This is a genomic window from Flavobacterium caseinilyticum, from assembly GCF_004349085.1.
In the GTDB taxonomy this organism is placed as follows: domain Bacteria; phylum Bacteroidota; class Bacteroidia; order Flavobacteriales; family Flavobacteriaceae; genus Flavobacterium; species Flavobacterium caseinilyticum.
Window position 1 is genome coordinate 558,650 of sequence record NZ_SMFM01000001.1, and the last position, 20,806, is coordinate 579,455.

Consider the following 20,806-nt stretch of genomic DNA (forward strand, 5'->3'; position numbering starts at 1 on the left):
TAAATATTATGAAATATTTTCAATTTTATTTCTTACTTGTCTTTTGTAATTGTCTATATGCTCAGAAAAGCATAAAAATCACCTACGAACAAAAAATTTTTTATAGCGACGCTTTTTTTAGTCAAGTTCCAGGAGGGGCTAGCGAGGAATTTATAGCTGCCTTCAGAAAACCCAAAGGTTTTGAGCTGACTCATAATGGCGATTATTCGTTGTTCAAAAGTGTTAATGAAAAAGAAAAAGTCATACCTTCTAGCGAAATTAGCACAAGTACTACTGTTAATAACGGCACAATAATAAAGCCTTTTAATGTTTGGATTTTAAAAGATTTCACCAAACAATCATTTATCAAAAGTGCTGAGGTGGTAGGGCAGGAGTATTATTTAGAGCAACCATTTACAATAGAAGAGTTAAAGTATGATAAACGAGTCAAATTAATAGATGGATACAAATGCTTGTCAGCTTATTCAATTAATGAAGCAAATGATACTATACAATACTGGTACACTCAGGAAATTCCTATTATAGATGGACCTTTTTTAATTACAACGATACCAGGTTTGGTTTTAAGTGTTGAGTCTAAGAAAAAAGTGTTGTATGTGACCAAAATTGAATTTTTTGATAAAAAATTAGTAATCGATGGTGTTAATAAAAAGACGCCATTTATTACAGAAATTGAATTACAAAATAAAATTCAAGAATCCAGAAAGCCAAAGTCGTACACTGATGAATTTGGAGGAAAACACGAGTCTAACACGGTAATTATAAAATCGGAAAATTAAATTTTGTAGTATGAAACAAATATTTTTATTTATCCTATTAGCGTTAATGTCTAGCGCTACTTATTCTCAAACAGCCATCAAAGTTATGTTTCAAACGCAAACAGCCTATAAAGAGGAATCATTGAAAAGTATGCCTGTTCTCATTAGAGCTGCAGCTTTACAACAGTTGAACAGCATAAAAAAAGAATCGTTCATGACCGTTCAAGGTAATAAAGTTTATTTTGAAATCAAATCACAGAAAATTGACAAAAAACAAAATGGTGCTATAAATTCTACAGATAAATCATCCAATGTTTTATTCGCAAAAGATTTGTCTTTATCAGGCTCCTATCCAGCTGTTAAACTAATAAAGGATTTCAAAACGAAAACCATTGTAACCAAAACAAAAGATACGCTGACAACTGAAAAATTAATTTCAGTAAATTGGAAATTTACAAAAAAACAGATCAAAGTTTTAGGATATTCCTGTTATGAAGCAACAACTGAATTTAAAAATAAATTGTTAACGGTGTATTTTACGAAGGATTTAAAAGTTTCTGCCAGTCCTAGTAATTTGCCTTTTATTGATGGAGTCGTGTTGGCATACAAACACGGAAATAGTACAACCACGGCGCTTAAAGTTGAACTTCAGCAACCTGAAATCACTAATTTTTTATAATTCATTAAAATTGAATATTAAGTACTTCCTTTTACTTCTATTTCCAGTCTTACTCTTTTCTCAACATTCTATTCGTTTTAAAGTAGTCGATGAAAATAATTTGCCTATTTCCAGAGCGATTGTTATCGTAAGTCAAAACAACAATCAAATACGTTTTGGTACAACAAATGAAAATGGAATTTTAGTGCAAGATATTTCTTCAGGCCAATATGATTGCAAGATAAGTAAACTTGGTTTTACAACTCTTAACAATACTGTATTGGTTGAGAAAGAACAAAATTTTGAATTTATTCTAAAAGAAGAAATAAATAAACTTAAGGATGTAGTGATCACAAGCAGACCTAAAATTATGCGAATCAAGGAAGATACCATCTCGTATAACTTGAAAGCAGTGGTTGATGGTACGGAGAATAAAATTGAGGATGTCATAAAAAAACTTCCCGGTCTGGATATTGACCAAGATGGAAAGGTGCTTTACAAAGGGCAACAAATTGATAACATTCTGGTTGACGGAAATGAGTTTTTTGGGAACAAGCATCAAATGGCTACCCAAAATATTGATGCCGATATGATTGAAGGCATTGATTTGTTAACTGGTTATACTGGTTTTGCAAAAGCGAGTGGAGGACAAAAAGGTATTGCTCTAAACCTTAAAACAAAAGATAGTTATAAGAATAAGTGGATTACGGATCTTGAACTGGCCGCAGGTTTGAATACCTCTTTTCGCTTTCATTCTAATTCCTTTAAATTTTTCAAAAAGGGAAATGTTGCTATTATTTCGGATTACAACACTATTGCTAAAACACCAATTTCTAGGGAAGATTACAATGAAATGAGGATAGTGTCTGAAGTGGATAGTGAAAATGGCGAATTTAAAGCCGTTGAAACGCCTACTTTTCTAAACCCAAACGCTTTTATTAAAGACAAAAGAAATGCGTTTATTGGGCTGAATTACACCAGCCTGTTGGGTAAACGTTCTAAAATTACGGTGTCAAATATTTTTAACAAAACTAATATTGCTGAGGAAAATGCAAGACTTCAAACTAATATTGGAGAAACTCAAAGCCAGTATTCGTTTTTAGAAAATAAAGCTGCAACCTACAGTCTCAATAATAGTTCTCTAAAATGGGAGTTTAATAAATCTAAAACCACATTTATATCCTATGTTGTCGGATTTACACCAAACGGTGATGAGGACAATCAGGATTTACTGCGCTCAGCAAACGAATTACAGTATAGTAAAAGCAATACTAATTTTAGTTTTGCTCATGTCGCAAAAGTGCAATCTACGCTTCTCAAGACTATTAATTATAAGTTTACAGCTCGGCATTCTATAAATGATAATCTTCAGAAAGTTGATTTGTTTTCTCAACAAAACTTGTTCGATAGCACACATGATACAATCAATCAAAATCAAAAGAATCAAGAGGTCAATATTAGTTTGAACAATGCATTTACAATCACCAAAAAATCAAATATTTTTTCTTTAAAAATAAACCTTTTGTCGCAGCAGTCCAGATTTAATAATACTGTATTTCAGGACGATAATAATGATTATGCTGTAAACTTAGAGCGACAATCTATCCAAACTAATTTTTCGTGGACAAAAAAGTGGCACACTAAAGTATATTCAATTCTAGGTTTTACTTCTACGGCTGTAAACAGTCAATTTCAAGAGACGGAAAATGCATTTATTAGATATGAACCCAACTTGAGTTTGACTTACACTTTATCAGGTTTAAATAAAATATCGTTTAGTTATGCACTAGATCATCAATTACCTGCATTGAATCAGGTTCAGCAAACGGATCTTGTATTTGATTTTCAAACTTTTGTCAAGCCTAGTTTAGTCGGTTTTAATCAAATTATCCCGAAAAACACTTTTTCGCTGCAATATTTTGGTGTAAATCCAAAGAATCAAAGTGTGCTTTTCTCCACTTTATCCTATGATCTAGAGCAAAATGCTGTTTCAAATAATACTGAATATAATGCAGATTTTATAGAAACCACCGCCATTACTACAAGAAACAGAAAAAGTATAAAGGGATTAGCATTGTATGACTTGAAATTCAGGCGCTTACCCTTTTCAATTAAAACGACTTTGTTTTATTTAAAATCGATAGGGTTTTCACAATTTGATAGTGTTGATAATCAGGTCGAAATTCAAAACCTTACGAATCGTTTGCAATTGATATCTAATTTTAGAAAATCTGCTGTTCAGTTTGGTGTTGATTATAATTTTACTCGAAAAACTCTAGAACAAAGCATCGCTGATTTTACTAATACAACTCAAAACCATCAGCTTACGCTTTCATTGCGTGGCAAAAACAGTACTAAATTGAAATGGGATTTGGGTTTAATAATGGATAATCAGGATTCTGGTTTTAGCAGGAATAAGACTTTCTTTCTTAATGCTAATATCCAGTATGTTTTTGCCAAAGATTTCAAGATTATTTTTAATGGAAACAATATGTTAAACCTAAATAAGAGCCAAATTATTTCTACTTCATTTAATCAAAGCTTTTTCACAGAATCAATAATTTCAATCAGACCGGGATATATGATGCTAGGGATTAATTATTCACTGTAGTAGTGAGTTTAGCATAATAAAAAAACCCATTTCAAATTAATTGAAATGGGTTTTTTATAATATTGGGGATAGCGAAATTCACTAGTGTGATAGTTTCGTTCCTCGCAATGACTTTATCCTAACGCAGCTCTTTTGAAACCTGTAACGATAAGATCTTTGTCTAAAGATTTAGCATAAGCAGCAACGCTTAATTTGTTGTCTTTGATATAATCTTGGTTTACTAAAGTATTGTCTTTAAAGAAACGAGCCAATTTACCTTTAGCAATATTGTCTAACATTGCTTCTGGTTTTCCTTCTTGACGTAGGATGTCCTTAGCAATTTCTATTTCTTTAGCGATAGTTTCAGCGTCAACACCAGTTTCGTCTAAAGCGATAGGAGACATAGCTGCAGCTTGCATAGCGATGTTTCTTGCTACTTCATCAGCACCTTCTATATTTGCAGATAGTGCTACTAATGTAGCGATTTTGTTTCCAGAGTGAATGTAAGAACCGATAAAAGCACCTTCTAATTTCTCGAAAGTTCTGATTTCTAATTTTTCACCAATAACTCCAGTTTGCTCAATCAATTTATCAGCAACAGTCATTCCGTTGAAATCACTTGCTAAAAATTCTTCTTTAGTATTGAAGTTCAATGCTGAATTAGCCATTTCAGTAGCCATTTTTACAAAGTTTTCATTCATCCCTACGAAGTCAGTCTCACAGTTTAATGTGATAACAACACCAGCAGTTTTGTCAGCGTTTACAACAGCAATTGCAGCACCTTCTGTAGATTCTCTATCAGAACGGTTTGCAGCTACTTTTTGTCCTTTTTTACGTAAGTTTTCGATTGCTAAATCAAAATCTCCTTCAGCTTCAACCAATGCTTTTTTGCAGTCCATCATACCTGCACCAGTGATTGTTCTTAATTTATTTACGTCTGCAGCAGTTATTGTTGCCATAATTTTTTTATTTAAAGATTAAAAGATTGAAAAATTCAAGGATCTTATTATTAATTCTGCAATCAATAATTTTTAATCTTTAAATCCTTCAATCTTTAAATTTATTTTATTTATTCTTCAGTAGGAGCAGCTGCTTCAGTAGCAGGAGCAACTTCAACAGCTTCTGCAGCAGGAGCCGCTTTCACTGCTTCAGCAGCAGGAGCCGCAACTTCAGCAGTAGCTTCACCTTCTTTGTCAGAACCTCTATCAGAAAGTCCTTCAACAATTGCAGCGGTAACTAAAGTTAAAATTTTATCAATTGATTTAGAAGCATCATCGTTAGATGGGATTACGAATTCAACCTCTCTTGGGTCAGAATTAGTATCCACCATTGCGAAAACTGGAATGTTTAATTTTTGTGCTTCTTTTATTGCGATATGTTCCGCTTTGATATCAACTACGAACAATGCAGCCGGTAGTCTAGACATGTCAGCGATTGAACCTAAGTTTTTCTCTAATTTAGCACGAAGACGATCAACTTGTAAACGCTCTTTTTTAGAAAGGGTCATGAAAGTACCATCTTTCTTCATTTTATCAATAGTAGCCATTTTTTTAACAGCTTTACGGATAGTTACGAAGTTAGTTAGCATTCCACCAGGCCATCTTTCAGTAATGTAAGGCATGTTTGCAGCTTTTGCTTTTTCAGCAACGATATCTTTTGCTTGTTTTTTGGTAGCAACGAATAATATTTTTCTACCTGATGCAGCGATTTTTTTCAAAGCTTCATTAGCTTCTTCAATTTTTGCTGCGGTTTTATATAGATTGATAATGTGAATACCATTACGTTCCATATAAATGTAAGGAGCCATGTTTGGATCCCATTTTCTAGTCATGTGTCCGAAATGAACACCTGCTTCTAGTAAGTCTTTTACTTCTACTTTGTTTGCCATTTTGTTCTAGTTTACGTTCTGTTGATTAGCAATGATTAAATGGCGATTTCTCGGCTTTAAACATTTAGATGCTAAACTATTTCCTACCTCAGTAGGAGAGCAACAACAACTGTTTTTTTTAAAATTTTTATACTGAATTTATTTCAGCATCTTTCAGTTTAGGCTGATAATAAAACCAGCTCATAAACTTGAGAATCTGAAACAATTTCCGATTGAATATTAACGTTTAGAGAATTGGAATCTCTTACGAGCTTTCTTCTGACCGAATTTCTTACGTTCAACCATTCTTGGATCTCTTGTCAATAAACCTTGTGGTTTCAATATTCCTCTGTTTTCAGCATTTACTTCACACATAACACGTGCTAATGCCATTCTTACAGCTTCTGCCTGTCCAGTTGAACCACCTCCGTAAACATTCACTTTTACGTCAAAGTTGCTTACATTTTCTGTCATAGACATCGGTTGTAATACTTTGTACTGTAAAGTTGCAGTTGGGAAATAAGTTTCGAATGGTTTTTTGTTTACAACGATTACTCCTGTTCCTTCCGAAACATAAACACGTGCAACAGCGGTTTTTCTTCTACCGATTTTGTGAATAACTCCCATTACTTAAGATCGTTAAGGTTAACTGTTCTAGGTTTTTGAGCGCCTTGTTTGTGCTCTGATCCTACAACAACATTTAAATTTCTAAAAAGCTCAGCTCCTAATTTGTTTTTAGGTAACATCCCTTTTACTGCTTTTTCTACTAATAATGCAGGGTTTTTTGCTTGCAATACTTTAGCAGTTAAAGTTCTTTGACCTCCTGGATAACCCGTGTGACGAATGTAAGTCTTCTCGTCCATTTTGTTTCCTGTAAGGTTGATTTTTTCTGAGTTGATAACAATTACGTTATCTCCACAGTCAACGTGCGGCGTATAACTAGCCTTGTATTTACCTCTTAAGATCATTGCGATCTTCGAAGCCATACGACCTAAGTTATGCCCATCAGCATCTACAACAATCCACTCTTTTGTAACGGTGGCTTTGCTTGCTGATTGTGTCTTGTAGCTTAATGCGTCCATAATATTATTTTAATTAAACATTCCATCCCCAATAAAGGGGTTGCAAAAGTACAATTAATTATTTTAAATACAAACACCTGTAAAAGATAATTTTAAGGGTGAATCTGCAGATTTATGTTTTGAGAAAACAAAAATATTTATTTTACGAATATGACTTTAAAAATATTGTTGTATTGACAAAAACCATCTGAATTTGATTTCAGATGGTTTTGATAATGAGTATCTTGCCTTTTAGACAATAAATAAATTTGCTATTGCTACAGCCTGAGCTGTGGTCAGAGGTTCATCGTAAGACTCAGAACCTGCCGCTGCGCCAAATAATGCGGCAGTGTTGTAACCGGCTTGCAACGTAAGCTCTTCACCATCATATACTGCTTGTGTTGCTGCAGGCATTCCTGCTCCTCTTTCACTTCCGGTGATCCAGCCTTTTAGGCCTCTTAATCTTCGTACTTCTGAAGCATGTCTTGCTTCCACAGAGTGAATTTGTAATGCGGCTGTTAGTAAATCTGGAGTTGAGATCAGATTTCCAGCTTGTCCTTTATATGCTCTTACTCCTGTATCTTCAAAGGCTTGCGCCAAGGCAAGAAAGGTTGGGTAATCTGTGAATGGGCTAAAAGCACCACCAACTGTAAAATCGAAAGTGGGTTTGGGTACAAAATTTGCGCTGGCTGTACCTCCTAATCCTGCGATTAAAAAACTTACATGGCTATTCTCGTGTTGAGATATTTGTTGAAATACTTTTAAATCGCGTCCTCCATTTTCACTAGCAGGAATCACCCCCGAATCTAATGCTTTCTGATAAAACTCTTTTTCAAGATATTCCAGTACTAAGGCTAGTTGTAAAGCGCCTATTGGCGTGCTTGGTGTAGGTGAAATATCTGCTGCATACGCGGAAGTTGATAATGATGCTAATCCAAACGGCACAGCTGCCAAAGCTAATTTTTTTCCAAGTTGACCGAATTGACCAAAACTATCTCTTCTGGAGCCTTTACTTTGCATCAAATCTTCATTAGCAAAAGACTCTAAAAATTTTAATATATTCATAATTTCTAAATTTAAATGGTTAAGGTAAATATTTAGCAGTAAAGTTTGTTGTAATAAATCCGCCAGCAACGACAAGAATTTCAGATGGTTTTTTAGCAACATCTAATCCCGTAGTAACATTTACAACATCATCTCCTGCAAAATCTTTTGAATTCGGATTAAGTAAACTTCTGATCGCAGAAGCATGTCTTGCTTCAACAGAAACTATTTTTCCTGCTAATAATAAATAATCAGGATTGGTGATCAATTTTCCAGCACCATTGTAGGCCGCTACTCCAGTATCTTCCAGTGCTTTTGCCGTTGCAAGGACTTGGCTGCGGTTGCTGAAATTTAAAGCGCCATAATCAAAAGCTAAATTGGGTAATAATTGGGTAGATGGATTTGGCAAAGCAGCTGTTAATGCCGTCTTGAAAAATTCTCTATGAATTACTTCATGACGATACAAATCTGTAAGCAAAACTTGTTCTTGCGCATTAAAGGTGGTTGTGAATCCTGAAGCGTTTACCACTTTAGTATAAAAATCAGCTTCTAACTGCTCTAGCGCATAGGCGTAGGTTAATACCCCGAAATCGCCACCTCCTAAATCAAATACTCCATTTCTTACTCCGGGTAATTGACTTTTTGAATCGTCTGGGTTGTCATCGTCGCTACAGCCTGCTAATAGCAAACCCGTGCCCACAACCGTGAGACCACTAATTTTCAGGAAGTTCCTTCTGTTTGTGAACGAAGGTTTTACTTCTTGATCTTTAACTACATTTTTCATAATTTAAACATTTAAAGGTTAATAGTTGTATTCTTTCTGATTGATGATTTAATATGTATATTTGCGAATAAGGACTGTTTTACTAAAATCATTAGCATCAAACTGTATTTTATTTTGTTGATATTCAAATAATTAATGTAAAATTGATATAATTTTAATTGAGTTAATTATAAAATTAGTACAAATGTTTGTGTAATTCCCATATACGGTCTCCCGTTAACACCTTAAATTATGAAAGCCAAAGCAACATTAAAACAAATCGCCAAAGAACTGAATGTCTCTGTTTCTACCGTTTCAAAAGCGCTGAACGATAGTCCAGAGATTAGTGATTTAACTAAAATAAAAATTAAAGAATACGCAAAGCTTAAAAATTACAAACCCAATGTGATTGGTCTGAACCTTAAAAACAGAAAAACCAAAACTATTGGTGTTATTATTCCAAATATTCTGAATTCCTTTTTTGCCAAAGTATTCAGTGGTATTGAGAAAATAGCTGATGAAAAAGGATACAATGTTATTATGTGTATCTCTAACGAATCAGCAGAAAAAGAAGCGCATACGCTCGAAATGTTAAGCAATGGAACCATTGATGGATTTATTGTTTCCGTTTCTGAAGAAGCTCAAAAAAACCAGGATTATGAGCATTTCTCTGCAATCATCAATGATGGAACGCCAATTGTTATGTTTGACCGAATTGCAGAAGACGTTGATTGTGATAAAGTAATTGTAGATGATTTTGATTCGGCTTTAAATTCGACCCAACATTTAATTGATTTAGGGTGTAAGAATATCGCTTTGTTGTCCTCTATTGATAATTTGAGTGTAGGGAAATTAAGAGCCGAAGGATATTTGAAAGCATTGGAAAATAATAGTATTTCGGTAAACAATGATATCATCTTAAGAACGGATTCAGAAGACGATTTAAAAGATAAAATCGAGAGAGTTCTTGAAAACAAAATAGACGGAATTTTTGCTTTAGATGAAAATGATTCTGTTGCGGCTTTGCGTATCGCACTCAGAAAAGGGTTTAAAGTTCCGGAAGACATTTCTATTATTGGTTTCGCTGACGGAATTCTTGCTTCCCGTAGATTGTCTCCTAGTTTAACAACCGTAAGTCAGCACGGAATAGAAATAGGAGAGGTAGCTGCTAAATTACTTATTGACAGATTAGAATCTAAAGAAGAGCATGTTCCTTATGAAACGGTGGTCATTAAAACAAAATTGAAAGAAAGAGAATCAACAAGAAAATTGTAGCAACTCATTTTACAAAACAAAAAAAATCTCTAATCGTTTTTGAATGATTAGAGATTTTTTTTTGAATACAATAAAAGATAATTTTAATGCGCTTCCAGCCAATCTTTTCCCGCACCTAAATCAACATCTAATGGAACATCTAACTTGAAAGCATGTTCCATTTCATGTTTAATCATCGGTTTGATTTTTTCGAGTTCATCATTATGCACATCAAACACAAGCTCATCGTGAACCTGCAATAACATTTTACTTTTCCAGTTTTCAGACGTTAGTTTTTCATGAATATTAATCATCGCAATTTTGATGATATCGGCAGCACTTCCTTGTATCGGCGCATTTACCGCATTTCGTTCTGCACCACCACGAACAATGGCGTTTTGCGAGTTGATGTCTTTCAAATAGCGACGACGACCCAAGATTGTTTGCACATAACCGTTCTCTCTGGCAAATTCTATTTGTTCCTGAATGTAGGATTTTAATCTTGGATAGGTTTGATAATACGCCTCAATTAAATCAGCGCTCTCTTTGCGAGATAAGTTAGTTTGATTGCTCAATCCAAAAGCCGAAACACCATATATGATTCCAAAATTTACCGTTTTGGCATGGCTTCGTTGCTCGCGAGTCACTTCTTCTAGCGGTACATTAAATACTTTTGAAGCGGTAGATTTGTGAATGTCTTCATGATTTTGGAATGCCTTAATCATGTTTTCTTCCCCGCTTAATGCCGCAATTACACGCAATTCTATTTGAGAATAATCCGCAGAAACCAAAGTATAATTTTCGTCTCTGGCCACAAATGCTTTTCTAATCTGTCTTCCGCGTTCAGTGCGAATCGGGATGTTTTGCAAGTTGGGATTATTCGAACTCAAACGACCTGTTGCTGCGACGGTTTGCATATAATCGGTGTGAATGCGATTTGTGATTTTATCTACTTGGTTTGGCAAAGCCTCGACATATGTGTTTTGAAGTTTTACTAATTGTCTCCAATCCAAAATGTCTTTTACAATCGGGTTTTCGGCGGCTAAATAACTCAAAATTTCCTCTCCGGTTGCATATTGGCCAGTTTTGGTTTTCTTTTGTTTTACGCCTCCAATTTTCAATTTATCGAATAAAACATCGCCCAACTGTTTCGGGGAAGCCAGATTGAATTTTTCTCCTGCAGTTTCAAATATGTTGGCTTCTAAAATTTTAATGTCATCGCCTAATGTTTCCGACAGTGATTTCAGGAAATCCACATCAACACGAATTCCTTCTTTTTCCATATCAGCCAAGACTTGTACCAACGGAATTTCGATTTCCTCAAAAAGTTTTTTGGTTCCGGTTTTGTCTAATTCCAAAGTGAATATTTCCTTTAGTTGCAAAGTTACATCGGCATCCTCAACGGCATATTCTTTGATTTCTTCCAATGCAACGTCCCGCATTGATTTTTGGTTTTTTCCCTTTTTACCAATTAAAGTTTCAATGGATTGAGGCGAATATTTTAAATACGTTTCCGATAAAATATCCATATTATGACGCATATCCGGATTAATCAGATAATGTGCAATCATGGTATCAAATAATTTTCCTTTTACGGTAACATTGTAATTAGAAAGAATCTTCAAATCGTACTTTAAATTCTGTCCAATTTTCTCGATGTTTTCATTTTCGAAAAAAGGAATGAATTTCTCGATTAAAACGTTTGCTTCCTCTTGATTTTCCGGAAACGGAACATAGAATCCTTTTCCTTTTTCATACGAAAATGATATGCCGACTAATTCCGCGTGCAAAGCATCAAGCCCGGTGGTTTCTGTGTCAAAACACACTGAAGTTTGTTTTTGTAAATTTTGCAAAAGCAAACGCAAGCCTAAATCTCCTTGAATTATCTGATATGAATGTTCTGTATTTGCTAATGAGCTGTAATATTGATGGCGTGTTTCTTCCGAAGAATAATCTTGGATGGCACTTCCAAAAAGGTCGAACTGTTCTTCGTTTTTTGGTTGTGGTTTTTTGTATAGTTTCGCATCCGTTTCGGCTCCTTCCCTTTGGGAAGGCTGGGATGGGATTTTGAATATGGCATCAAATTGCTCTGCCATTCTTCTGAACTCTAATTCATTGAATAGCGCATCTGTTTTTTCTACATCTGGAGTTGATAATTCATAATCGGTTTCATCAAAAATAACGGGACAATCCAGTAAAATGGTTGCCAAGGTTTTGGACAATAATCCTTTTTCCTTGTTAGCTTCAATGTTCTCTTTCATTTTTCCTTTCAGCTTGTCAGTGTTGGCTAAAAGGTTTTCCATAGTTCCAAATTCCTTCAACAGTTTTTTAGCCGTTACTTCACCTACGCCGGGAAGTCCCGGGATATTGTCGGCAGCGTCGCCCATCATTCCAAGAAAGTCGATTACTTGATCTGGTCGTTCGATTTCGAATTTCGCCAAAACTTCAGGAATTCCCCAAATTTCAATTCCATTACCCATTCGAGCAGGTTTGTACATGAAAATATTCTCGGAAACTAATTGTGCAAAATCCTTATCCGGCGTAACCATAAAGACTTTATAATTCTGTTTTTCAGCTTGTTTTGCAATAGTCCCGATTAAATCATCAGCTTCATATCCTTTTACTTCTACGATAGGAATATGCATGGCTTTCAATAGTTCTTGTATGTACGGAATGGCAATTTTTATGGCTTCGGGAGTGGCGTCCCGATGCGCTTTGTATTCCGGAAATATGTCATTTCGCAATTGGCTTCCGCCATTATCAAAAGCTACGGCTAAATGGTCTGGTTTTTCTCTTTTGATAACATCCATTAATGAGTTCATGAAACCCATAATGGCTGATGTGTCCAGTCCTTTAGAGTTGATTCTTGGATTTTTTATGAAGGCATAATAGCCTCGAAAGATTAAAGCGTAGGCATCCAGGAGGAAGAGGCGTTTTTGTTGTGACATGAATTGTGATTTTGTAAAGTTTTCAAAAGTACAAAACTTGTCAGATAAAGGAGTGCAGGAATAAATATTTCTTGGAGCAAATTAAACTTGGATTGAAAGTCAAAATCGTTTGTTATCATGATTTGGTATAATTTTTTTTGCGGTTACATGTAAAACAGGAAAATAATTACAAATGATTTATCGAAGTTTTTCCGAATATTTATAAATGTAGGTTTTTAAATATATAAAATTAAAAAAAGTGTATTTAAACGATTATATATGTATTTGAACGTTAAAATGTGTAGTTTTGAGTGTTGCTCTGATGGTACTATTTGTTCCTAGTTTTAAATTCTCTAATTCTATTGTTATGAAAAAACAGTACTTTGCTAAAAAGGTATCGTGTGCCTTTATGTTATTATTAATGACAATTACTTCAACCATTTCTGCTCAAGTCGGAATTGGGACTATTACGCCTCACGCAAGTTCTGTGTTGGATGTATCTTCCACCACTCAAGGGATGCTAGCGCCCCGAATGACTACTGCCCAACGAACTGCAATTGTTTCTCCGGCCGATGGTTTGATGGTGTACGATACAGATCTAAAATCTTTATTTCACTACAATTCATCGATTACCTCATGGAATGTAATTAATAGCGGAACTAACGGCCGACTTAAATTTAAGCGTATTAAATCTACAGATGTTCTGGCAACTGTTCTAAATGCTGAGAAAACGGCTGGTGGAGGAACTAAATATCTTTTAGATGCGGGAACCTTATATGAAATAAATGGACAAATTTTATTAGATCTTCCCATTGAATTGAATAATGCTTACATCGCAGGACAGGATTCTGGAGAGGATAAATTAGTTAAAGTTAGTGGAGATCTTTTTACAGGAACATCCGGCGGGTCAATTAGGGTGGTAACTTTAGTGGCATCTGGTGGGAATGTATTTAATATTTCAGGAGATGGAAACACAAATTTAATTTTAAGAGATTGTATAATAGCAAATTCAGCTAATGTTGGCTTGCTCAAAGGTTTTTCATTAGTATTTGTGAGTATTGTACAATATGTAGGTAATACAAACGGTATTGTTTACGAAAACATTAAAAAATTGTTGATTAATAATGCTGGGTGGTTTGGGGGTTCTTTACCTCTGGGTAATTCTGGAACTTATGAAAAAATTGTAGGGGAATTTGGTCAAGTGGCCAAACAAGGTGGATTTAGTGAAGTTATAGGAAGCAGTATTGGTTTTGATGTGTCAGCTAATCCTATTATAAACGCCAGTGCTACAATCGAATCAGTAGTTTTTTCAGGAGCATTGACCACCGGTAAATATGTGAATGGATATAGTCCTGCGATTTACTCTGGTTATAATTTTAATAACAGTTGGGATGTTCGTTGTGCAGGAATTCCAACTGAAGGTGATGCTGTAGCAGTAGGGGATATAAACTTTGACTATGCAGTTGGATCAGGAGTACTTACAGGTTTCTCAGGTAGCGGAGTAAAAACGAAAGTAGCAGGAGTCACGACTTCCAATAATTTATTAAGGTTTTCAATTGATGCAACCAACAACAGATTAAAATATTTAGGTAAAAAGAAACGCTATTTTAACGCTAGTGGATCACTTTCTTTTCAATCCTCGACAGATGCTTCTACCTACATACTTTATGTTGCTAAAAATGGTACAGTCATTAATCAATCAAAGGTGTATACCAGGTCTAACTCAACAAATGATGTTTTGGCTATTCCATTAAACGCAATTGTAGAATTGTCGACAAATGATTACATTGAAGTATGGGCCGAGCGGTTTTCAGGCACCGGAAATATGCTGACTGTTTCTATGAATCTTGTAGTAGACTAAAATAACATCATTCTAAAATTTATAAATAACCACATTATTTAGTTATTAAAATAATGCGGTTATTTATTTCCGAGTTAAATTTTCCGAGTGCACGTGCTTTCTTTGGCTTTAATCAACAGTTAAATTTTAACTAATACCAATCTATTTTAATTAATTCTTTTGTTATTTTGTCTAAAATTTGATTAAAATGATCTTTCGTATTGTATTCTTGTGTTTAATTCTTCTTATTATTGAGCTTTATACTTTTCAAGTTTTAAAAACCTTGATAAAATCGAAGCCAGTATTGTTTTCAATCCAGGGTATAAGCATATTGGTTTTAATATATATAGTTTATTCTGTGATGCAATTTGATCGAAGCGTAGGCCAAACGAGACAAATGATGGTTATCATGGGTTTGATGCTTATTGTCTATGTTCCAAAATTGATTTTGACTCTTGTACTCATGGGAGAAGATATCTTTAGATTGGGTGCTGGAACCGTAAATTATTTTGTGGATTATGACAAGAGCGCCGATTTCCTTAATTCCAGACGAAAGTTTATCAGTCAAATAGGGTTAGGATTAGCGGCAGTGCCGTTTTTATCTTTAATTTATGGCGTGACCGTTGGGAAATATAATTATAAAGTAATCAAACAACGCATTTTTTTTCCTGATTTACCGGAAGCTTTTGATGGTTTTACAATTACTCATATATCAGATGTTCACAGCGGAAGTTTTGATAATCCTGAAAAAATTAATTACGCGATTGATTTAGTTAATGAACAAAATTCAGATTTGATTTTGTTTACGGGTGACATCGTGAATACGGATGCCAAGGAAATGCATCCTTGGATAGAAACATTCAACAGGATTAAAAAACACGAATACGGAAAATATTCCGTGCTGGGGAATCACGATTACGGAGAATATATAACGTGGCCAACAGAAGCAGCAAAAGAGGATAATTTCAAAGCCATTAAAAGTTTATACGGGGAAATAGGTTTCAATTTAATGTTGAATGAACATACTTTTATTCAAAAGGGCGATTCTAAAATTGCTTTAGTCGGTGTCGAAAACTGGGGTCATAATTTCAAGCAGGCCGGAGATTTGAATAAAGCTGCGGGACCTTTAACAAAAGAAGATTTTAAGATTTTGATGAGTCACGATCCTTCGCATTGGGAGCACGTCGTGCAGCATGATGAGAAACATTATCACCTTACGCTTTCGGGTCACACACACGGAATGCAATTTGGAATTGAAATTCCCGGTTATTTCAAATGGAGTTTGGCTCAATATGTTTACAAACAATGGGCGGGATTATATGAAAACTTAGGAAGATACGTTTACGTTAATAGAGGATTTGGTTTTCATGCTTATCCGGGCAGAGTAGGTATTATGCCCGAAATTACAGTTATTGAACTAAAAAAAGGGGTTAGTGTGGCGTAATTCGTTTAAAATGCTACATTTGTAAAATAAATATCTCTTTTTAGTGAATTTTAAAAATTAAATTTTTGGTTTTATGTCAAAATTTGGAGAACTTATAAATACGCAAGTACCTGTGTTAATTGATTTTTACACAGAATGGAACGAATCTTCAGTTTCAATGCATCCTGTTATCAGAGATGTGGCTGCTGCTCTTGGCGATAAAGCAAAAGTGATAAAAATTGATGTGGATAAAAATCAAGAATTAGCAGATGCTTTGCGCATCAAGGGTTTGCCTACATTAATGATTTACAAAAAAGGTCAAATGATCTGGAGACAGTCCGGTGAATTAGACGCCAATACCCTTATTGGAATCGTGCAGGAACAATTCTAATATTGTTTTTTGATTTTACAAAACATCACAATTGAAATTATTTTCTTTTAAAAAAGCGAGTGTTTTAGGTAGCACATATTCAAGATTTTTGAACGCTTTTACACTATCGTGAAAAATAATAATACTTCCCGGTTTTACATTTGATAACACATTATCCAAACATTTTTCTTTGGTGATTGTTGTATCAAAATCAGCGCTAAGCACATCCCACATGATTATTTTGTAGCCTAATTTCTGTATTGCTTTTGACTGAGCAGTTTTTAATTTGCCGTAAGGTGGACGAAAGATTTTAGAATTTGAATTGTAATCTACAGTTTTTACGATCTCCTGTTCGCACATTCTAATATTTTCAATGTAAGCTTCAGTGGATGTTTTCCAGCCATTGAGATGATTGAAAGTGTGATTTCCTATACTGTGACCTTGGCTGATTACTTTTCTGAATATTTCGGGATGTTTTTCAATATTTTCTCCGATGCAAAAAAAGGTAGCTTTCAAGTTGTATTTTTTCAGTTGCTCCAAAACCCAATCTGTAACTTCCGGAATAGGGCCGTCATCGAAAGTGAGATAGACCGTGTTTGTATTCTTGGAAACATCCCAAATATAATTTGAGAATATTTTTTTGATGATCCAATTCGTTTTTATCCAGTAGAACTTCATTTTTTAGTTTTAAAATTAAAAAAAAAATAGCGACATTTTTCAACATCGCTATCTTTTCTAATTGTATGTAAAATTACTCTTTGTCACGCCCAAAACGTTCAAACATTTTGATGTAGGTATTAAAAGTGATTTTATGCTTGTTGTAAAAATCTAGATCTCCGTTTTCTTTCATGACTTGCAGAAGGCTTCTGTAACGCTCAATATCGATTATGATAGGAGTCGCAATACTGCTTTGCTCTGAAGATTTAAGTTTGCCATAATAGTTGAGGTTTTCCTGATACTTCCCGATTAGTTGTTCCAGCAATTGCTGTGCTTTTACTTTTGCCCCAATTTTGTAATAGCCTCCAGCAAAAGGTTCTAAAAGAGAGTAATATCCGAAATATTCCAAAGGCATTTTTGTCATCGCTAAATCAATTATGATTTTTGCCTTATCATTTTTGCCCTCAAGAATGAGTTGATTCATTAACCTCGAAAGATTTGTTCTGTATGTTATACTATTTCTTCTGGTTTCAGGATCGTGATATATTTTCTCGCTTTCGCTGTTTCCCCAGTCCCATTTCATGACTTTGGCGTACATTTTATCTGCGTCTACTTGACCCATTTCGAGCGGACCTCCGTCTTTCGGGATTTTTGTTCTAACAGGCACTAATTTGTAAACCATTCCTTCTAATTGAAGATACTCTTTCATCCAGATATAATCTTCATTGTCAAATGCACCTCCGCTGAAATAAATTGGTCGTTTCCAATTATTATTGGCAACAATATCGAGCATCATTAATCTGTTTTTATACAACGCATTTGTACTTATATCCAAATCAATGTAGGGAACGATAGAATCATGGTATTTAGCAGAAACAACTTTATTTTGAATAATTAAGTTTTTGTCAACTGGAATCCTAATTTTATTGGTAGGATAAAAATGGATGGTTTGTCCGTTTTGCATTTCCACCGTGGCTTTTGGATTTTTAATAAAATCAATTAAATCTTTTATATCCCAACGGGTTTCCACTTTAGGGATGTGCGCTACATAATCCAGTTTATCTCCCACATATTGATCGTGTGTAAATGAAATAGGTAATGGGTCAGATTCGTATGTTTTAGTTTTCATTTGATCGATATACCAATCTGTCATGAATAAACTAGTATTTACAATTTTGACATCCGTTCTGATTTTTTCTATTTCTTGGGCGTACCAAAGCGGGAAGGTATCGTTATCACCAATGGTAAATAAAATTGCATTAGGATCACAAGAAGTAAGGTAGGCTTTTGCCATGGCTATAGCCGTGTATTTCCCTGAACGATCATGATCATCCCAGTTTTGAGCAGCCATAAGCACTGGAGCTGCTAACAAACTTGCTGCAATAATTACTGGACCGGCAATTTTTGGCGATAAATATTTTTGTATGCTTTCATACAAAGCATAAACTCCAAAACCAATCCAGATGGCAAATACATAAAAGGAGCCGACCAACGCGTAATCCCTTTCTCGTGGTTCAAAAGGTCGCTCGTTTAAATATATTTTTAGTGCTATTCCTGTAAAAAGAAATAAAGCCAGAAGAACATAGAAACTTTTTAAATCTTTATTCGCATGGTACATTAAACCAATTAAGCCAAGAATAAATGGCAAAAAGAAATAGACATTTCGTCCTTTATTATTGACTACATCCGAAGGAAGGTTTTCTTGACTTCCTAAATGCAGTTCGTCAATAAAGGATATTCCGCTGAGCCAGTTCCCATCAAGGTAATCGTATCTTCCTTGATTATCACTTTGACGACCTACAAAATTCCACATCAAATACCTCCAGTACATATAACCAAACTGGTATTCAACCATAAAGCTTAAATTATCAGCAGTTGTAGGTTTGTCAACTACTAAATAATCGCCATAACTTTTTAGGAACTTAACATAACCTTCACTGTCAATTTGCTGTTGCGCATAGGCCTGTCTGAACTCGTTTACGATTTTTTCAGTTTCATTTTTCAGTTGCGCTATCGCTTTACCATAATCTTCTTCACTTAACTGACTTGGATCAATGCCGTATTTGGCCAGATCCTGTTCGTACGGATAATTAGGATTTAATCTAAACTCAGGCGGATTTGTAAAATTTATATAATTTTCGATATGATCACCACTCCACATTCTTGGCAAAATCGTTTTGTGCTTGTCATCCGAATTTTGCTCCGCATTTTTGAAATTATTTACAATAACATATTTTCCTGTTTTGTAATCTCTTTCGTAATTGGGAGCTTTGTCCAAATAAGGTTTTTCTGGATCTAAACCTGCGAAGGCTTCCGTGTATTGGGGACCGTAAAACAATGGATTTACACCATATTGCTCTCTGTTGTAGTAAGCAAGAACTTCCCTTGCGTCAGATGGTTTGTTTTCGTTAATAACGGTGTTGGCATTGGCGCGAATTGGCAACATTGTCCAGGTAGAAAACCCAATTAGAATAAAAAGAACACATAAAATTAAGGTGTTGTAGGTTGCAAGACCTCTGTTGTTAGTATATTTTAACCCAAAATAAAACAAGGCAGCGAGCAAAATTGTGACGAATATAGTTCCGGAGTCAAATGGTAATCCTAAGCTGTTCACCATAAAAACTTCAGTTTTACCAAAGAATCCCATGGTCATAGGAAGAAGTAATTTGAATATAAAAAGTAAAATAGCGATTACTACCACGTTCGCAATAACAAAGCTTTTGACCGTGACAACTTTGTAGTTTTTGAAAAAATAAAGAAACCCTATGGCTGGAATTGTTAATAAAGCCATGAAGTGAACTCCAAAAGAGAGTCCAATAACAAGTGAAATGATTAATAGCCATTTATTGCCTCTTGGTTTATTCATGTCTTGTTCCCAGCGTAATCCGAGCCAAAATAATAAAGAAATAAGTAACGAAGCCATAGCGTAAACTTCTGCTTCGACCGCGTTATACCAAAAACTATCAGAGAAAGTGTAAGCTAAAGCGCCTACAAGTGAGCTTCCTAATATTACAATTTCATTGTTTCTGTTTAATTCCGCAAATCGCGAAACTAATTTTCTTAATATCATCGAGGAAGACCAAAAGAGGAATAAAATGGTAAAAGCACTTGAAAACACAGACATCATATTGACCATCAGGGCAATTTTTGTTTCATCTGTGGCGAACATGGCGAAAAAAGCACCAATCATCTGGTATAAAGGAGCTCCCGGTGGGTGACCAACTTCTAATTTGGCCGCTGTGGCAATATATTCGCCGCAATCCCAGAAACTCATGGTGGGCTCAACTGTCAATGTGTAGGTTAATAATGCGATTCCAAATGTAAGCCAACCAATAATTGTATTCCATTTATTAAAATTGAATGCTGCTTTATCCATGTATTAAAGTTTAATTTAATTGTAAGTCACAAAGAAAATGTTTTTTTGTTTAACCTCCATAGCATTAACACTATTTTCTGGAAAAGTATTGCAATTGAATAACGTGTTGACTATGAATCTTTTTCGTTTGTTTTTTAAATTAAATTCAATTTCAGGCAATTTTTTTTTGATAAAAAGCTGAAAAAAGTTTGTGCAAACTAAAATTTATTTTAAATTTG

16 protein-coding genes are annotated in these 20,806 nt (G+C 34.7%); 7 read left to right on the plus strand and 9 right to left on the minus strand.

Annotation, left to right across the window (positions count from 1 at the left end; genetic code table 11):
* Nucleotides 1-8: 8 nt before the first annotated feature.
* From E0F89_RS02525 to E0F89_RS02535, 3 genes are read left to right on the plus strand one after another with little or no spacing between them, the layout of a single operon-like run.
* Nucleotides 9-779 carry a GLPGLI family protein gene (locus E0F89_RS02525; RefSeq protein ID WP_131908282.1) on the plus strand — a complete coding sequence of 257 codons (771 nt, stop codon included), beginning with the start codon at nt 9-11 and terminating at the stop codon, nt 777-779.
* A 10-nt stretch (nt 780-789) separates the two neighbouring features.
* Complete coding sequence (locus E0F89_RS02530) at nt 790-1,437, plus strand: GLPGLI family protein (RefSeq protein WP_131908283.1); 648 nt, start codon at nt 790-792, stop codon at nt 1,435-1,437.
* Nucleotides 1,438-1,447: 10 nt separating this feature from the next.
* The gene (locus E0F89_RS02535; RefSeq protein ID WP_131908284.1) at nt 1,448-4,027 is read left to right on the plus strand and encodes a carboxypeptidase-like regulatory domain-containing protein; all 2,580 of its coding nucleotides are present in this window, start codon (nt 1,448-1,450) and stop codon (nt 4,025-4,027) included.
* A gap of 113 nt (nt 4,028-4,140) precedes the next feature.
* Here the strand turns inward: E0F89_RS02535 and tsf are convergent, their stop codons facing one another.
* The 6 genes from tsf to E0F89_RS02565 form a co-directional block, all read right to left on the minus strand.
* On the minus strand, nt 4,141-4,965 hold the full coding sequence (gene tsf, locus E0F89_RS02540) for a translation elongation factor Ts (RefSeq protein ID WP_131908285.1): 825 nt from the start codon (nt 4,963-4,965) through the stop codon (nt 4,141-4,143).
* Between the two features lie 110 nt (nt 4,966-5,075).
* Nucleotides 5,076-5,894: a 30S ribosomal protein S2 gene (gene rpsB / locus E0F89_RS02545; RefSeq protein ID WP_131908286.1), complete on the minus strand. Its 819-nt coding sequence runs from the start codon at nt 5,892-5,894 to the stop codon at nt 5,076-5,078.
* A 219-nt stretch (nt 5,895-6,113) separates the two neighbouring features.
* Nucleotides 6,114-6,500, minus strand: a complete 387-nt coding sequence (gene rpsI, locus E0F89_RS02550; protein WP_113634047.1) for a 30S ribosomal protein S9 — start codon at nt 6,498-6,500, stop codon at nt 6,114-6,116.
* Nucleotides 6,500-6,955, minus strand: coding sequence for a 50S ribosomal protein L13 (rplM, locus tag E0F89_RS02555; protein WP_131908287.1), 456 nt, complete (start codon nt 6,953-6,955; stop codon nt 6,500-6,502). Before rplM ends, rpsI begins: the two co-directional genes overlap by 1 nt.
* 231 nt (nt 6,956-7,186) lie before the next feature.
* Nucleotides 7,187-7,999 (minus strand): ferritin-like domain-containing protein, encoded by an 813-nt coding sequence (locus E0F89_RS02560; protein WP_131908288.1) that lies wholly within the window; start codon nt 7,997-7,999, stop codon nt 7,187-7,189.
* 19 nt (nt 8,000-8,018) lie between these two features.
* The gene (locus E0F89_RS02565) at nt 8,019-8,762 is read right to left on the minus strand and encodes a ferritin-like domain-containing protein (protein ID WP_131908289.1); all 744 of its coding nucleotides are present in this window, start codon (nt 8,760-8,762) and stop codon (nt 8,019-8,021) included.
* 231 nt (nt 8,763-8,993) lie between these two features.
* Here E0F89_RS02565 and E0F89_RS02570 point away from each other — a divergent pair, with 231 nt between their 5' ends.
* Nucleotides 8,994-10,016, plus strand: a complete 1,023-nt coding sequence (locus E0F89_RS02570) for a LacI family DNA-binding transcriptional regulator (protein WP_131908290.1) — start codon at nt 8,994-8,996, stop codon at nt 10,014-10,016.
* A gap of 83 nt (nt 10,017-10,099) precedes the next feature.
* Here the strand turns inward: E0F89_RS02570 and polA are convergent, their stop codons facing one another.
* The gene (polA, locus tag E0F89_RS02575; protein WP_131908291.1) at nt 10,100-12,943 is read right to left on the minus strand and encodes a DNA polymerase I; all 2,844 of its coding nucleotides are present in this window, start codon (nt 12,941-12,943) and stop codon (nt 10,100-10,102) included.
* Nucleotides 12,944-13,289: 346 nt separating this feature from the next.
* Between polA and E0F89_RS02580 the strand changes: the two genes are divergently transcribed.
* The 3 genes from E0F89_RS02580 (at nt 13,290) to E0F89_RS02590 (ending at nt 16,576) form a co-directional block, all read left to right on the plus strand.
* The gene (locus E0F89_RS02580; protein ID WP_131908292.1) at nt 13,290-14,783 is read left to right on the plus strand and encodes a hypothetical protein; all 1,494 of its coding nucleotides are present in this window, start codon (nt 13,290-13,292) and stop codon (nt 14,781-14,783) included.
* 187 nt (nt 14,784-14,970) lie between these two features.
* Nucleotides 14,971-16,206 (plus strand): metallophosphoesterase, encoded by a 1,236-nt coding sequence (locus E0F89_RS02585; protein ID WP_131908293.1) that lies wholly within the window; start codon nt 14,971-14,973, stop codon nt 16,204-16,206.
* Nucleotides 16,207-16,279: 73 nt separating this feature from the next.
* Nucleotides 16,280-16,576 (plus strand): thioredoxin family protein, encoded by a 297-nt coding sequence (locus E0F89_RS02590; protein ID WP_131908294.1) that lies wholly within the window; start codon nt 16,280-16,282, stop codon nt 16,574-16,576.
* A 15-nt stretch (nt 16,577-16,591) separates the two neighbouring features.
* On the opposite strand, the gene E0F89_RS02595 is transcribed toward E0F89_RS02590, so the two are convergent.
* Nucleotides 16,592-17,233 carry a polysaccharide deacetylase family protein gene (locus tag E0F89_RS02595; RefSeq protein WP_131908295.1) on the minus strand — a complete coding sequence of 214 codons (642 nt, stop codon included), beginning with the start codon at nt 17,231-17,233 and terminating at the stop codon, nt 16,592-16,594.
* 73 nt (nt 17,234-17,306) lie between these two features.
* Nucleotides 17,307-20,588 carry a glycosyltransferase family 117 protein gene (locus tag E0F89_RS02600; RefSeq protein ID WP_131908296.1) on the minus strand — a complete coding sequence of 1,094 codons (3,282 nt, stop codon included), beginning with the start codon at nt 20,586-20,588 and terminating at the stop codon, nt 17,307-17,309.
* Nucleotides 20,589-20,806 lie beyond the last annotated feature (218 nt).

Coding starts and splice junctions, on each gene's coding strand:
- E0F89_RS02525 (WP_131908282.1), top strand. CDS start 9: ATGAAATATTTTCAATTTTATTTCTTACTTGTCTTTTGTAATTGTCTA.
- E0F89_RS02530 (WP_131908283.1), top strand. CDS start 790: ATGAAACAAATATTTTTATTTATCCTATTAGCGTTAATGTCTAGCGCT.
- tsf (WP_131908285.1), bottom strand. CDS start 4,965: ATGGCAACAATAACTGCTGCAGACGTAAATAAATTAAGAACAATCACT.
- rpsB (WP_131908286.1), bottom strand. CDS start 5,894: ATGGCAAACAAAGTAGAAGTAAAAGACTTACTAGAAGCAGGTGTTCAT.
- rpsI (WP_113634047.1), bottom strand. CDS start 6,500: ATGGGAGTTATTCACAAAATCGGTAGAAGAAAAACCGCTGTTGCACGT.
- rplM (WP_131908287.1), bottom strand. CDS start 6,955: ATGGACGCATTAAGCTACAAGACACAATCAGCAAGCAAAGCCACCGTT.
- E0F89_RS02560 (WP_131908288.1), bottom strand. CDS start 7,999: ATGAATATATTAAAATTTTTAGAGTCTTTTGCTAATGAAGATTTGATG.
- E0F89_RS02565 (WP_131908289.1), bottom strand. CDS start 8,762: ATGAAAAATGTAGTTAAAGATCAAGAAGTAAAACCTTCGTTCACAAAC.
- E0F89_RS02570 (WP_131908290.1), top strand. CDS start 8,994: ATGAAAGCCAAAGCAACATTAAAACAAATCGCCAAAGAACTGAATGTC.
- polA (WP_131908291.1), bottom strand. CDS start 12,943: ATGTCACAACAAAAACGCCTCTTCCTCCTGGATGCCTACGCTTTAATC.
- E0F89_RS02580 (WP_131908292.1), top strand. CDS start 13,290: ATGAAAAAACAGTACTTTGCTAAAAAGGTATCGTGTGCCTTTATGTTA.
- E0F89_RS02585 (WP_131908293.1), top strand. CDS start 14,971: ATGATCTTTCGTATTGTATTCTTGTGTTTAATTCTTCTTATTATTGAG.
- E0F89_RS02590 (WP_131908294.1), top strand. CDS start 16,280: ATGTCAAAATTTGGAGAACTTATAAATACGCAAGTACCTGTGTTAATT.
- E0F89_RS02595 (WP_131908295.1), bottom strand. CDS start 17,233: ATGAAGTTCTACTGGATAAAAACGAATTGGATCATCAAAAAAATATTC.
- E0F89_RS02600 (WP_131908296.1), bottom strand. CDS start 20,588: ATGGATAAAGCAGCATTCAATTTTAATAAATGGAATACAATTATTGGT.